The organism is Massilia atriviolacea (assembly GCF_003953935.1).
Lineage (GTDB): Bacteria > Pseudomonadota > Gammaproteobacteria > Burkholderiales > Burkholderiaceae_D > Telluria_A > Telluria_A atriviolacea.
The window spans coordinates 1-13,383 of the sequence record NZ_RXLQ01000021.1 but is presented as its reverse complement, the minus strand read 5'-3'; the positions used below and the strand labels follow the sequence as shown (position 1 = coordinate 13,383).

The following is a 13,383-nucleotide window of genomic DNA, read 5'->3' as shown; positions in this document are numbered from 1 at the left end:
GGCCGGGAAGCGGCTCAGGCACTGCGCGTCGCGGTGGCCGGCGAGATCGAGGCGGCGCGCCAGGCCGGCCCGTACACCGCCGCCACGCCGAGCGCCCAGAACACGCCGGCTCCCACCGCCAGGTAGGCCAGCGGCAGGCGCGCCATCTCCAGCCGGCTGACCAGCAGCTGGTTCAGCGCCACCGACAGCGCCACCCCGCACAGCACCCCGACGCTGGTGATCATGAAATTCTCGGTGATGAAGTAGCGCAGGATGTCGGTGCGGCGGGCGCCAAGGGCGCGGCGCACGCCGATCTGCTTGCGGCGCTGCGTGACCCACAGGCTGGCCATGCCGACGATGCCGCTGGCGGTGATCAGCAGCAGCAGCACGCTGACCGCGATCAGCATCCACGACAGCGCCATGTCGGCCCGGTAGCGTTCCTTGCGGTCGGCCGCCGCCGTCTGCATGGTGATGATCGCGCGCCCCTGGTTGCTGGCGCGCAGCGTCGCTTCGGCCTCCTTCATGACCCGGTCCAGCTGGCCGGCTTCGGCGCGCACCGTGTACATCGCCGGGCTGAATGACTGGCGGATCGGCACGATCAGCGCATAGTCGCCGCGCGCGGCCAGTTCGCCGTTCTGGGTCTGCAGCGTGTCGATGACCCCGACCACGGTGGCGGCGTTGCCATCCGGGCTGGTGCCGAAGTAGACGGTCTTGCCGAGCACCCCGGCCGCGCCGGGCCACAGCTTGCCGGCCAGCGCCCTGGTCATCAGCACCGATTTGGGGAACAGTTCCTCGGGCGAGGTCTTGCCGTCGATGTCGACCACGTCGTCCGGACGCAGGTCGCGCCCTTGCACCAGCTTCAGGCCCCAGGTGTCGACCAGCGAATCGCTCGAGTAGTACATGGCGCCGGGCGAGGTGTCGGCGCCCGGCGTGCGCGTCGCCGCCAGGGAGGTGGTCCAGCCGGAGCGCGAAATCGGCGCCTGGCTGGCAAAGGCGGCCGAGGCCACGCCGCCGATGGCGCGCAGGGCCTGCGTTTCGGACTGCTGGCGCGCGATCTGCTGCTGGTGGCTGCCTTCGACCAGGTGGCGTACCCGGATATAGAACACGCTGTTCTCGCCGGCGATGCCGGTCGGGCGTGCCGCCACGGCCTGGCGCACGCCGACGATATGCAGCGCGTTGGTCAGGATCGCCAGGCTGATCGCCACTTGCAGCGCCACCAGGATGGCGCCGGTCTTGCTGCGCAGGAGCGCGGAGAGGATGGGACGGATTTCCATGCCGTGCCTTTCGAAGGTTATTGCGATTTGAGTTGGATGGCCGGCGTGACCTGGCAGGCGCGCCAGGTCGGCAGCAGGCCGGCCAGCATGGCGGCGCCCAGCGCCAGCAGGAAGGTCGCGCCCAGCATCTGCCAATCCATGTGGGCGACGATGCGCAACTGCTCCGATTGCAGGCGGATCAGGGCCAGGGCGCCCCAGGCCAGCAACAGGCCGAGCAGGCCGCCGGCCAGGCCGACCACCGCCGTCTCGGTCAGGAACTGGCGGAAGATCTCCTTGCGCGAGGCGCCCAGCGCGCGCCGGATGCCGACTTCGGAGGCGCGCACCGAGAATTTGGCCAGCAGCAGGCCCACGGTGTTGACCAGGCAAAGCAGCAGGAAGCCGAACGCCAGCCAGGCCGCCAGGCGGCTGTCGTTGCCGACCACCTTGCGGTGTTCCAGCCACTGCATCACGTCGAACAGCTGGTTCGGCTGCTTGCGTTTCAGGCGCCCCAGCCTGCGCTGCGCGTCGGCGTAGTTGTCCAGGTATTCCTGCAGTTCGGCGCGTCCGGCGGCGGTTCTGGTTTCGAAGAACACCTGCAGCCAGGTGCATTCGGAGCGCAGGAAACCCTGCCAGCCAGGTTCGGTCTTGCCCTGGCAGCTGATGCTGCCTTCCGGATTCGCTTCGAGCCGGATCGCGGTGGCGAACGGGATCATGATCTCGTCTTCCTGGGTGAACGCGCCACCGCCGATCAGCTTGTAGAATTTGGGTACCGGCCGCCACGGCTTGCGCACGCCCACCACCTGGAACTGCTTGTCCATCAGGCGGATGCGCTTGCCGACCGGGTTGTCCGCGCCGAACAGCTTTTCGGCCAGGTCGCGGCTTAAGACCACCACTTCGGCGCCGGCCCGTTCGTCGGCGTCGCTCCACGGCTGCCCGTGCAGGAAGGGCACATCCATCATCGCGAAGAAGTCGCGCGTCAGGGCCAGGCCGGTGACCGACATGACCGGCAAGTCCTTGCGCACCGGCTCCAGCGGGGCCGACACGCCATACAGCACGGTGCGCCGTTCGCCATGCCCGTCGCGCAGGAAGTTCATGGCGTCGGGGTAGGTCGACTGCGGGTCGAAGCGGTCGTCTTCATGCGGCTTGAAGGTCTCGAGCAGGCCGTTGTCGATCCTCGGCACGAACAGGCGCTCGCTCTTGTGCGGAATCGGATTGCTCGACATGACGTGCAGGATGGTCAGGGTCGACACGCTGGCCGCCACGCCGATGGCCAGGGTCAGCACCATCAGCGCGGTCAGGGCCGGATTGCGGCGCAGGCTGCGCACGCCCAGCTTGAAGTAGTACGAGAACATGGGCGCTCCTTATGCGGCCTGGCCGGATGCGCTGGCGCTGGCGCCGGCCAGGGTGGGGCCCTTGCGCACCAGGTCCGACACCTGGCCGTCGATGATGTGCACATTGCGCTGGGCGCGCACCGCCAGCTCGGGATCGTGCGTGACCATCAGGATGGTGGTGCCCTGGGCGTTGATGTCTTCGAGCAGCTCCATCACGCCGCGCGCCATTTGCGTGTCCAGGTTGCCGGTCGGTTCGTCGGCCAGCAGCAGCTTGGGCGAGCCGGCCAGCGCGCGCGCGATCGCCACGCGCTGCTGCTGGCCGCCCGACAGTTCGGCCGGATAGTGCTTCATGCGCGAGGCCAGGCCGACCTTGGACAGGGCGTCTTCGATGCGCTCCTTGCGCTCGGCGGCGTTGAAGCCGCGGTAGCGCAGCGGCACGTCGACGTTGTCGAACAGGGACAGGTCGGGAATCAGGTTGAAGCCCTGGAAGATGAAGCCCAGTTTTTCGTTGCGCAGGCGCGAGCGGGCGTTGTCGTCCATGCCCTTGACGTTGACGCCGTCGAGCACATACTCGCCGTCGGTAAATTCTTCGAGCAGGCCGGCGATGTTCAGGAAGCTGGTCTTGCCCGAGCCGGAAGGGCCGGTGACGGTGACGAATTCGCCCTGCCTGACGTGGATCTCGAAGCCGCGCAGCGCGTGCGTTTCGATCATGTGGGTGCGGTACACCTTGCTCAGATTGGTCATGCGCAGCATGGATGGTCCTTTCGTTGGAATGCTATCGATGGATGGAGACGCGGGCCGCGTTGGCGAAGCTGTCGGTGCCGGCGACGACGACCTGGTCGCCCGCTTTCAGGCCGCTCAGGATTTCGACCGAGGACACGCTGGTCGCGCCCAGGGCGATCGGGGTGCGCACGGCCTCGCCGCCCTGCACCACGTAGGCGAAGCGTCCGCCCTCGCTCTCGACGAAGGGGCCGCGCGGCAGCAGGACGACGTCGCGTTTTTCTTCGATCAGCAGGCGCGCGCTGACGCGCTGGCTCTGGCGCAGTCCCTTGGGCTGGGCGCCGTCGAAGCGCACCCGCGCCAGCACCTGGTTCTTGACCACTTCGGGCGAGAGCGCCGACAGCGTGCCGCTGGCGGTGGCGTTGCCGAGCGCGATCTCGGCGCGCATGCCCAGGCCCATGTCGTCGACATAGGTTTCCGGGACTTCGAGTTCGACTTCGAGGCGCGACAGGTCGACCAGCGTCATGAGCGCCGCGTTGGCCGCCACCACGCTGCGGTTCTGCACCGACAGCGTGCCGATGAAGCCGTCGACCGGCGCGCGCACCGACAGTTCGTCCACGCGGCGCTGGGCGTTGGCCATCGACAGGCGCTGGCGGTCGAGTTCGGCCACCTTGGTCTGCAGGGCCAGGCCGACGTCGTCGCCTTCCAGCGTGGCCGCCTGCGCGGCATGGCGCGCGCGGATGCCGGCCGAATTGAGCGCGTCTTTGGCCTTCTGGTAGTCGATCTTGGCGATGATGCCTTCCTGGACCACGCTGTCGTAACGCTCCAGCGTGCGCTGGGCCGAGAGGCGCTCGATTTCGGCGGTGTCGGCTTCGCGCTGGGCCAGCAGCTTCTGCTTTTTGGCCAGGATGCGCTGGCGCGCCACTTCCGCTTCCAGCTGCTGGTAGCTCGATTGCTCGCGTTTGAGCGCGTCCGACAGGTCGGGCGATTCGAGCAAAGCGAGGATCTGGCCCTTCTTGACGGTGTCGCCGGCGGCCACCTTGAGCGTGACCGTGGCCGGCGCGGTGGCGTACAGGGTGGGGCTGACGGCGGCCACCACGCGGCCGTTGACGGAGGCGTCGCGCACCAGGGTGCCGCGCGTGACCTCGGCCACGCGCAGGCGCGCCGCGCTGACCGCGTGTTCGCTGCCGCGCCAGGCGGACAGCAGCAGCGCCGCGCCGCCCAGCGCGCCCGCCGCCAGCACGGCGCCAAGCAGGCGGCGCCTGGCCTTGTGCGCGGGCGGTGCGCTGATGGTGGCGTCCTGGGAAGAAGTGTCTCGGATCATGTTGGTTTGCTTGAACAAAAGATAGCCACACCAATGCAGGAAGCGTGCCACAGGCTAAGTCCTTGATTCGTATCAGGTTCGGCGCCGGCGCAGGACTGTCCGCGCCGTCCGGACGGCGCGTATGGACAGCGAGCGGACAGCGCACACTTGCGTTTTGTCAATTAATCCACATCTTGCAGGCAGGCTGCGCGAGGGGCGCGGCCACAGGCCAGAAAGGCAGTATGTCCGCGTTCGTCTCGACGTTGTCCGCCCTGTGGGCGCAGGTAGCCACCCATGCGCGCGCTTTCCTGATCATTCCCGACAGGGAGCCGGTCGATTACGGTTTCGTGGAGAGCGACGTGGCGCAGCTGCACCGGCTCTGTCCCGATCCGGCGCGCGGCGCGCTCGACGACGCTACCTGGAAGGACCTGCTGCTCGATACCTACCGCGCGCACTTGTCCGCTGAAACGAGCATCTTCGGCCAGCAGGTGCTGTACAAGCGCCTGCGCGCGGGGCTGGACGATGGCGCCTGCGCCGCGGTGGGCGAGCGGGTGCGCGGCTTGATGCGCGACCCGGCGCGCCTGGCCGCGCTGCACCGCGACTGCACGTCGCTGCGCCATGCGGACAAGGAGATCGCCACCCTGCTGTTCGAAGACGCCGCCCCGCCCCTGCCCTGGTGGGTGGGCAAGACCTGGCCGCTGCCGATCCTGCTGCTGGCATCGATCGCGGCCGTCATCGTCACGCCGGCCGCGTGGCTGGCCACCGGCGCGGTCGCCTACCTGTTAATGAGCACCCAGATGCGCTACCACGAGAGGGTGGAAGCGTGGCAGCGCTCGATGAACGCGCTGCAGATGCTGCTGCGGGTGTCGAGCATCCTCGGCGCGCGCGGCGACGCGCCGCTGCAGCCCTTCGCCGGCGCGGCGGCGGCGGCCGGCAAGCTCAATCGCCAGCTTTCGCGCGCGCCGCTGGTGCGGATGACGCCCGGCGCGAGCGTCTACCTGGACTGGTTCATGCTCGATAACGTGAACCATTACTTCAAGGGCGTGCGCCTGGTGCACGGCCATCTGGACTTCTTGCGCGCCTGCCTTGCGCGGGTGGGCGAGCTGGAAGCCGATATCGCCCTGGCGCGCCATCTGCTCGGCGCACCGGCGCTGTGCTGGGCCGAACGGCATGCGCGCAACGCGCTGGCGCTGGAAGCGACCGTGCATCCGCTGCTGCCGCAGGCGCAGGCGCTGTCGGTCGTGCTCGATGGCGGCGGGGCCTTCATCTCGGGCCAGAACGGGATCGGCAAGAGCACCTTGCTGCGCACCGTGGGCCTGAACCTGGCGACGGCGCGCGCATTCGGCTTTTGCTATGCGCGCCGGGCCAGCGTGCCGGACCTGCCGGTCTACACCAGCATGCAGAGCGAGGATTCGCTGTTCGGCGGCGAGAGCCTGTACATGGCCGAACTGCGGCGCGCGCAGGAACTGCTGGCGGCGGCCGACGGGCCGCATCCGGGCATCTGCATCATCGACGAGATTTTCAGGGGGACGAATCACCTCGAATCGGTGTCGGCGGCGGCCTCGGTGCTCGATGTGCTGGCGGCCAAAGGGCTGGTGATCGTGTCGTCGCACAACCTGGTGCTGGCGTCGCTGCTGGCGCACCGGCTCGCGCCCCTGTGCGTGCGCCTCGACGCCGGCGGCCGGCTGGCGCTGGAAGCGGGCGTGCTGGCGCATACCAACGGCATCGCCCTGCTGGCGCAGCGCGGTTTCGGCCGCGCCGTCGAAGAGCGCGCGGACAGGGTGTTCGACTGGCTCAATGGCTATCTGGCGCACCCGGGCGACTGCGACGGGGTGCTGGCTCGCGCGCCGGCGAGCGATGCCGGCGCCTTCGGGATCCGGACCGGGTCCCGTTAATGATCGCGATCGCGATCGCGATCGCGTTTGCGCAGCGAATGCCAGGTTCCCGCGGCCAGCGCCGCCGCCACGATCAGCAGCGCGATGACGTTCGCCGCCGAGGCGCGCCCTTCCAGGATCGCCTTGATCCAGACCACCGGTCCGAGCGGCGAGAGCACCATGAACAGGCCGCCCGGCGCGTGGGCGTGCGGCGCTTCCAGCACCAGCCAGAGCTGGGTGGCGATGAAGGTCGCGGCGAGGTACCACAACAGCAGTGTGAATCCGGTTTCGATGTATTTGCTCACGATGTTTTTCCTTATTTTTCGCGCTTGAGCGGCGTGCCCTTGTCGATCACTTCGCGGCAGTCGCCCTTGAAGGCGGCGTTGTCGTAGTCGCTCCAGCCGTAGCTGTCGACGTAGCGCTTGTGCTCCCGGAAGCCGGGGTTCACGAAGCTGCGTTCCAGGCGCTCGCCGGGGTAGCGGATGTCGGCCAGGTCGAGCACGGTGTGGAACATGTTCTCGGTCGCCAGGCGCGCGTCCCGGTGGCGCTGCAGCTGTTCCACCTTGGCCGGATAGCGGGCCCGGTACTGTTCCGAATACCAGAGCAGGGCCGGCACGTGGAAGTCGAACTGGGTATTGTGGCCGTGGAAGGCCAGCTTGCAGCTCTTGTCGTACAGCGATTGGCCGTGGTCGGACACGTACAGCATGGCGCTGCGCTGCTGCGACCCTTTGAGCTGGCCGATCACATTGGCCAGGAACCAGTCGGTATACAGGATGCTGCTGTCGTAGCTGTTATTGAGCTGCGCCTTGAGCGCCGGATCGCTGTAGACCGGCTTGTCGATGCCGAACAGCGATGGCTGCCAGCGGTCGAACTGCTTGGGATAGCGCTGGCTGTAGTTCCAGTGGCTGCCCAGCGAGTGCAGCACGATCAGCTTTTTCGGGGCCGGGTCGGCGATGGCGATGCGCAGCGGGTCGAACAGGATCTCGTCGAAATTCGAACTGTTGGTAAAGCCGCCCAGGTTGAGGAACTGGATCACGTCCGCTTCCTTTGCAAACACCGACACCGGCGTGTCGAATTCCCCGAACGAGATCTGGTTCGACAGCCACCAGGTCTTGAAGCCGGCTTCCTTGTAGGCGGTCAGGAAGGATTTTTCGGCGAAGCCGTCCTTGAGGCTCTGCATGGCCGGCTTGCGCGAGATGATCACCGGGACCGACAGGCGCGTGGCCGAGACCGAGGTGACCACGTCCGGCAGGGTGACCAGGTTGGCTTCCTTGGCGAGCAGGGGATTGGTCTCGCGCGCGTAGCCGTTCAGGCTCCAGCGGTCGAAGCGCGACGATTCGCCGAGCACCATCACCACGATTTCGGGCTCGGCGTCGGGCGTGGCCTGGCGCGCGCCGAAGCTGAAGTGGCTGTTGCGCCGGACCAGCTGGGCCAGGTGCTTGCGCTCCTTATAGAAGTCGACCCCGCGTGCGGTGATGCCGAAGGGCCAGGTTTGCGCGAAGGCGTCGAATTCGAGCGGCAGCACGGCCCAGCGCGGCAGGGGCGGGGCGCGCAAGCCGGTGTAGGCGGCGCCCGCAGCGGGCTTGGCGGCGCTGGCGGCGGCTTTGGCCGATGAGGCGGCGGCGGGGCGCGGCGCCACCCCGAACTCATGGCCGTAGGCCCACAGGCCGGCGCCGATGGCCAGCAGGCCCAGGGTCAGCCAGCGCGAGCCGTCGTCCCAGTCGAGTTCGCGCGCGCGGCGCGCCGCCCGGAAGCTGGTGAGCCACCAGGCGATGACGGCGGCCATGACGGCCAGCATCAGCCACACCGTCGCGCCCAGAAACTCCAGCGCTTCCTTGGGGCTGGTTTCGGCAATGATGCCGAGGTGGTGGGTCGACATGCTCTGCCCGTAGAAGCTGAACAGGTAGATTTCGGTCGGCAGCGCCAGGAAGGCGGGAATCAGCAGCCAATGGAACCAGGCCGGACGCTTGAACAGGGCCCATACCGCCACCCAGGCCACCGCTTCGATGCCGAACACCTGCCAGGGTCGGTCGAGCCGCTTGCCGAGCAGCATGGGGAAGAAGGGGATGGCCGACAGCGCCGCGTAGGTCAGCAGCAGGTAAAGCGGGGCGGGGCGCAGCAGGTGTCGCATCAGGGAAATAGTGAACCGGCAAAATGGGGCATTATCCCGGGTTTTTAGTTCTCATAGCCAAATATTCGACGCGCCTGGCCAGGGCGGGAATGTTGTGGCGGATGCAATGATTTGGTTTGGCATGCAATGGCTGATGCACAGTGCTGCTACAATGGCAATGTTTTAATACTAATAACCTGATCGAGAACAACTCCATGAAAAACACACTCCGTATTGCCGCGCTGACCATGTTTATCCTGAGCACGGGTGCCGCCTCGGCGATCGACCTCGGCGGCATGCTGGGCGCCGGCAAGGACCTGGCCAAGGCCGCGACCGTCAGCGACAAGGATGTGATCGAAGGATCGCGCCTGATGATGCGCCAGATGGACAAGGAAGAAAAAGTCGCGCCGGCCGGCAGCAAGTACGCCAAGCGCCTGGCGATGCTGACCAAGGGCCTGGAAAACGAAGACGGCCTGAAGCTCAATTTCGCGGTCTACCAGTCCGACGAGATCAATGCCTTCGCCACCCCGGACGGCAGCATCCGCATTTACTCGGGTCTGATGGACCTGATGAGCGACGACGAACTGCGCGGCGTGATCGGCCACGAAATCGGCCATGCCAAGCTGGGTCACTCGGCCTCGCAGATGAAAAAGGCGCTGCTGCTGTCGGCCGGCACCAAGGCGGCGGGCGCGAGCGGCAGCCAGGTGGGCGGCATGGTCGCCGCCAATGAGGAAACCATCAAGGCGTTCGGCAATGCCCAGTTCTCGCAGTCGGACGAGACCGCGTCGGATGACTATGGCTTCAAGTTCATGCAGAAGCACAAGTACGACGTGCGCGCCATGGAATCGGCGTTCCGCAAGCTGGCGGCCAAGGGATCGGGCGAAGGCAGCATGATGGCCAGCCATCCGGGTGCGAACGCGCGCGCCGACCGCATGAAGGCGGCCGCCGACAAGCTGTAAGCGCCCCCCGCCGTCCCCGCGCAGCCGGGGACCCGAGTTCGCAACGTCATCGACGACGCAAACAACTTGGGTCCCCGCCTGCGCGGGGACGACGTGTCAAGGGCCAGGGCGGAAGAATCACTGTCTCGCCCCCGCCACACCCCCCGTCCCGCATGGCGCGATCGCCCGACTTTCGCCTTGCCAGACGTTAAACTGTTTGACTGCCTGCCTCATCGCGCCTATACTCGCGAGTTCTCGATTTTATTCTGCACACTGTTTACGCATTCAGCGCCGCTCCTTCGCGAGTGGCTGTCGGTGCCTCCCTTGTGCGGTCCTCGGGACTCCGTTTTAGTCCCCGGACAGTTTGTCCGGGTTATTCATGTTGTAATTTTGTTGGATTTATAACGATGCCAACCATCAATCAACTGATTCGCAATCCACGCGTCGCCCTGACCGTGAAAAGCAAATCGCCGGCGCTGGAAAACAGCCCGCAAAAACGTGGTGTTTGCACCCGTGTGTACACGACGACCCCAAAGAAGCCAAACTCGGCTCTGCGTAAAGTCGCCAAAGTTCGCCTGACCAACGGTTTCGAAGTCATTTCGTACATCGGCGGTGAAGGCCACAACCTGCAAGAACACAGTGTCGTGCTGCTGCGCGGCGGCCGTGTGAAGGATTTGCCGGGTGTGCGTTACCACATGGTTCGCGGTGCACTGGATACCCAGGGCGTCAAAGACCGTAAGCAAGCTCGTTCCAAGTATGGTACGAAGCGCGCTAAAGCTGGCAAGAAGTAATTTTTCGCCCCGCTTTACTTAGAAATTTAACGAGTTGAACCGACCGTCATGGTCGAGTAAGTGGATGGTTATGATGACCCTCCGCGAGTGAGCCCAGCCCACTCAACTGAAGATAGGAAGGAATTGAAATGCCACGTCGTCGTGAAGTACCCAAGCGCGAAATCTTGCCAGATCCAAAATTCGGCAACACCGATGTCGCCAAATTCGTCAACGTTCTGATGCTGTCGGGCAAGAAGTCCGTTGCAGAAAACATCATTTACGGTGCATTTGAGCACATCAAGCAAAAGTCCGGCAAGGACCCGCTCGAAGTGTTTGCAACCGCGATCAACAATGCCAAACCGATGGTTGAGGTAAAATCCCGCCGTGTCGGTGGCGCCAACTACCAGGTGCCAGTTGAAGTTCGTCCGGTTCGTCGTATGGCGCTGTCCATGCGTTGGTTGCGCGAAGCCGCAAACAAGCGCAGCGAAAAATCCATGCCGCAACGCCTCGGTGGTGAGCTGATGGAAGCCGCTGAAATGCGCGGTGGTGCTATGAAGAAGCGGGACGAAGTTCACCGCATGGCAGAAGCGAACAAAGCGTTCTCGCATTTCCGCTTCTAATCAATTGGCCCCATCCCGAAAGGGGTGCGGCCATGTATCTGTTGTTCGAGGCCGGGCTCATTTTGTTCACAAAATGCCGCTCGGTTTTGTCCATTAAAAGATTTAGGAATAATTATGGCACGCAAGACCCCCATTGAGCGCTACCGCAACATCGGTATCTCGGCTCACATCGATGCTGGCAAGACCACCACGACCGAGCGCGTCCTGTTCTACACGGGCGTGAACCACAAGATCGGCGAAGTGCATGATGGCGCGGCCACCATGGACTGGATGGAGCAAGAGCAGGAACGCGGTATCACGATTACCTCGGCTGCAACGACCTGCTTCTGGAAAGGGATGGCTAACAACTTCCCTGAGCACCACATCAACATCATCGACACCCCGGGCCACGTCGACTTCACCATTGAAGTTGAACGCTCGATGCGCGTGCTCGACGGTGCTTGCATGGTTTACTGCGCAGTGGGCGGTGTTCAGCCACAGTCGGAAACCGTATGGCGTCAGGCTAACAAATACAAAGTGCCACGTCTGGCCTTCGTGAACAAGATGGACCGTACCGGCGCCAACTTCTTCAAGGTCTACGAGCAGATGCGCGCTCGCCTGAAGGCGAACCCGATTCCGCTGCAGATTCCTATCGGCGCCGAAGACAACTTCAAGGGCGTGGTCGATCTGGTCAAGATGAAAGCCATCTACTGGGACGACGCGTCGCAGGGCATGAAGTTCGACTACCGCGACATTCCTGCGGAACTGCAGGAGCAGGCCGCCGAGTGGCGTCTGAAGCTGGTCGAAACCGCTGCTGAAGCGAACGACGAACTGATGAACAAGTACCTGGAAGAAGGCGATCTGTCGGAAGAAGAGATCAAGACCGCCCTGCGTCAGCGTACCATCGCCTCGGAAATCGTTCCGATGATGTGCGGCACCGCGTTCAAGAACAAGGGCGTGCAAGCCATGCTCGACGGCGTGATCGAATACCTGCCATCGCCAATCGACATTCCACCAGTCGGCGGCATGGACGAAGACGACCAGCCAACCACGCGTAAAGCGTCGGACGACGAGAAATTCTCGGCGCTGGCATTCAAGATCATGACCGACCCGTTCGTGGGCCAGCTGATCTTCTTCCGCGTCTACTCGGGCATGATCAATTCGGGCGATACCGTCTTCAATCCGATCAAGAACAAGAAAGAGCGTCTTGGCCGTATTCTGCAGATGCACGCGAATCAGCGCGAAGAAATCAAGGAAGTGCGCGCCGGCGACATCGCCGCCGCCGTTGGCCTGAAAGATGCAACCACGGGCGAAACCCTGTGCGATCCATCGGCCATCATCACCCTGGAAAAAATGGTCTTCCCTGAGCCTGTGATCCAGCAGGCAGTCGAGCCGAAAACCAAGGCCGACCAGGAAAAAATGGGCCTGGCGCTGAACCGCCTGGCGCAGGAAGATCCTTCGTTCCGCGTGAAGACCGACGAAGAGTCGGGCCAGACCATCATCGGTGGTATGGGCGAATTGCACCTGGAAATTATCGTCGACCGCATGAAGCGCGAATTCGGCGTCGAAGCGACCGTCGGCAAGCCACAAGTGGCTTACCGCGAAACGATCCGCAAGACCTGCGAAGAGTCCGAAGGCAAGTTCGTCAAGCAGTCGGGCGGTCGTGGTCAGTACGGTCACGTTGTCCTGAAGATCGAGCCGCAAGAAGCCGGTAAAGGTTTCGAATTCGTCGACGCGATCAAGGGCGGTACCGTTCCACGCGAATACATCCCTGCGGTTGAAAAGGGTGTGCGCGGCACGCTGAACTCGGGCGTGATGGCTGGCTACCCAGTGGTCGACGTCAAGGTCACGCTGTTCTTCGGTTCGTACCACGATGTGGACTCGAACGAAAACGCGTTCCAGATGGCCGCTTCGATGGCATTCAAGGATGGCTGCCGTAAAGCATCGCCAGTCATCCTGGAGCCAATGATGGCCGTGGAAGTGGAAACGCCGGAAGACTACGCCGGTACCGTGATGGGCGACCTGTCGTCCCGCCGCGGTATGGTGCAGGGCATGGACGAGATCCCAGGCGGCGGCGGCAAGATCATCAAAGCCGAAGTGCCACTGTCCGAAATGTTCGGTTACTCGACCTCGCTGCGTTCCGCAACGCAAGGCCGTGCTACCTACACGATGGAATTCAAGCACTACTCGGAAGCGCCTAAGCATGTGACTGACGCAATCGTCACCGCTAAGGCCAAGTAATCAAGCTTCGTTGCGCGACAGGGCATGGCGCACCGCCGTTGCCCCGTCCTCAGCTGAATGAATCGGTTTGCCAGGCGCGGCCATAAGCTGCGCTGGCGACAAACAAAAATTGTAAAAATAGTCTTTAAAGGAAGATCAAAATGGCAAAAGGTAAATTCGAACGGACCAAGCCGCACGTCAACGTGGGCACCATCGGTCACGTCGACCACGGTAAGACCACCCTGACGGCTGCGATCGCAACCGTTCTGTCGAAGAAATTCGGCGG

At 64.3% G+C, this 13,383-nt stretch carries 12 protein-coding genes; 6 read left to right on the top strand and 6 right to left on the bottom strand.

All coding sequences use genetic code 11. From position 1 onward, the window contains the following. Window positions 1-14: 14 nt before the first annotated feature. The 4 genes from EJB06_RS27435 to EJB06_RS27420 are packed head-to-tail and all read right to left on the bottom strand — an operon-like array spanning window position 15 to window position 4,607. Window positions 15-1,253 (bottom strand): ABC transporter permease, encoded by a 1,239-nt coding sequence (locus EJB06_RS27435; protein ID WP_126077220.1) that lies wholly within the window; start codon window positions 1,251-1,253, stop codon window positions 15-17. Window positions 1,254-1,270: 17 nt separating this feature from the next. Then, window positions 1,271-2,584: an ABC transporter permease gene (locus EJB06_RS27430; protein ID WP_126077219.1), complete on the bottom strand. Its 1,314-nt coding sequence runs from the start codon at window positions 2,582-2,584 to the stop codon at window positions 1,271-1,273. Window positions 2,585-2,593: 9 nt separating this feature from the next. Further along, window positions 2,594-3,316, bottom strand: coding sequence for an ABC transporter ATP-binding protein (locus EJB06_RS27425; protein ID WP_126077218.1), 723 nt, complete (start codon window positions 3,314-3,316; stop codon window positions 2,594-2,596). 22 nt (window positions 3,317-3,338) lie between these two features. Then, the gene (locus EJB06_RS27420) at window positions 3,339-4,607 is read right to left on the bottom strand and encodes an efflux RND transporter periplasmic adaptor subunit (RefSeq protein WP_126077217.1); all 1,269 of its coding nucleotides are present in this window, start codon (window positions 4,605-4,607) and stop codon (window positions 3,339-3,341) included. Between the two features lie 221 nt (window positions 4,608-4,828). Here EJB06_RS27420 and EJB06_RS27415 point away from each other — a divergent pair, with 221 nt between their 5' ends. Continuing rightward, the gene (locus EJB06_RS27415; RefSeq protein ID WP_126077216.1) at window positions 4,829-6,481 is read left to right on the top strand and encodes a MutS-related protein; all 1,653 of its coding nucleotides are present in this window, start codon (window positions 4,829-4,831) and stop codon (window positions 6,479-6,481) included. Here the strand turns inward: EJB06_RS27415 and EJB06_RS27410 are convergent. Together EJB06_RS27410 and EJB06_RS27405 are read right to left on the bottom strand one after the other, a co-directional pair. Beyond that, window positions 6,478-6,765: a hypothetical protein gene (locus EJB06_RS27410; RefSeq protein WP_126077215.1), complete on the bottom strand. Its 288-nt coding sequence runs from the start codon at window positions 6,763-6,765 to the stop codon at window positions 6,478-6,480. The two genes, EJB06_RS27415 and EJB06_RS27410, sit on opposite strands and share 4 nt — an antisense overlap. A gap of 11 nt (window positions 6,766-6,776) precedes the next feature. Beyond that, window positions 6,777-8,591, bottom strand: coding sequence for a phosphoethanolamine transferase (locus EJB06_RS27405; protein WP_126077214.1), 1,815 nt, complete (start codon window positions 8,589-8,591; stop codon window positions 6,777-6,779). Between the two features lie 194 nt (window positions 8,592-8,785). Here EJB06_RS27405 and EJB06_RS27400 point away from each other — a divergent pair, with 194 nt between their 5' ends. The 5 genes from EJB06_RS27400 to EJB06_RS27380 form a co-directional block, all read left to right on the top strand. After that, window positions 8,786-9,529, top strand: coding sequence for a M48 family metalloprotease (locus tag EJB06_RS27400; protein WP_126077213.1), 744 nt, complete (start codon window positions 8,786-8,788; stop codon window positions 9,527-9,529). Window positions 9,530-9,915: 386 nt separating this feature from the next. Next, window positions 9,916-10,299: a 30S ribosomal protein S12 gene (gene rpsL / locus EJB06_RS27395; protein ID WP_025603541.1), complete on the top strand. Its 384-nt coding sequence runs from the start codon at window positions 9,916-9,918 to the stop codon at window positions 10,297-10,299. 128 nt (window positions 10,300-10,427) lie between these two features. Further along, window positions 10,428-10,898, top strand: a complete 471-nt coding sequence (gene rpsG / locus EJB06_RS27390; RefSeq protein WP_025603542.1) for a 30S ribosomal protein S7 — start codon at window positions 10,428-10,430, stop codon at window positions 10,896-10,898. Window positions 10,899-11,012: 114 nt separating this feature from the next. Further along, window positions 11,013-13,118, top strand: coding sequence for an elongation factor G (gene fusA / locus EJB06_RS27385; RefSeq protein ID WP_126077212.1), 2,106 nt, complete (start codon window positions 11,013-11,015; stop codon window positions 13,116-13,118). Window positions 13,119-13,258: 140 nt separating this feature from the next. After that, window positions 13,259-13,383, top strand: a 125-nt coding sequence (locus EJB06_RS27380) for a GTP-binding protein (protein WP_229427325.1), incomplete at its 3' end; no start/stop codon positions are given.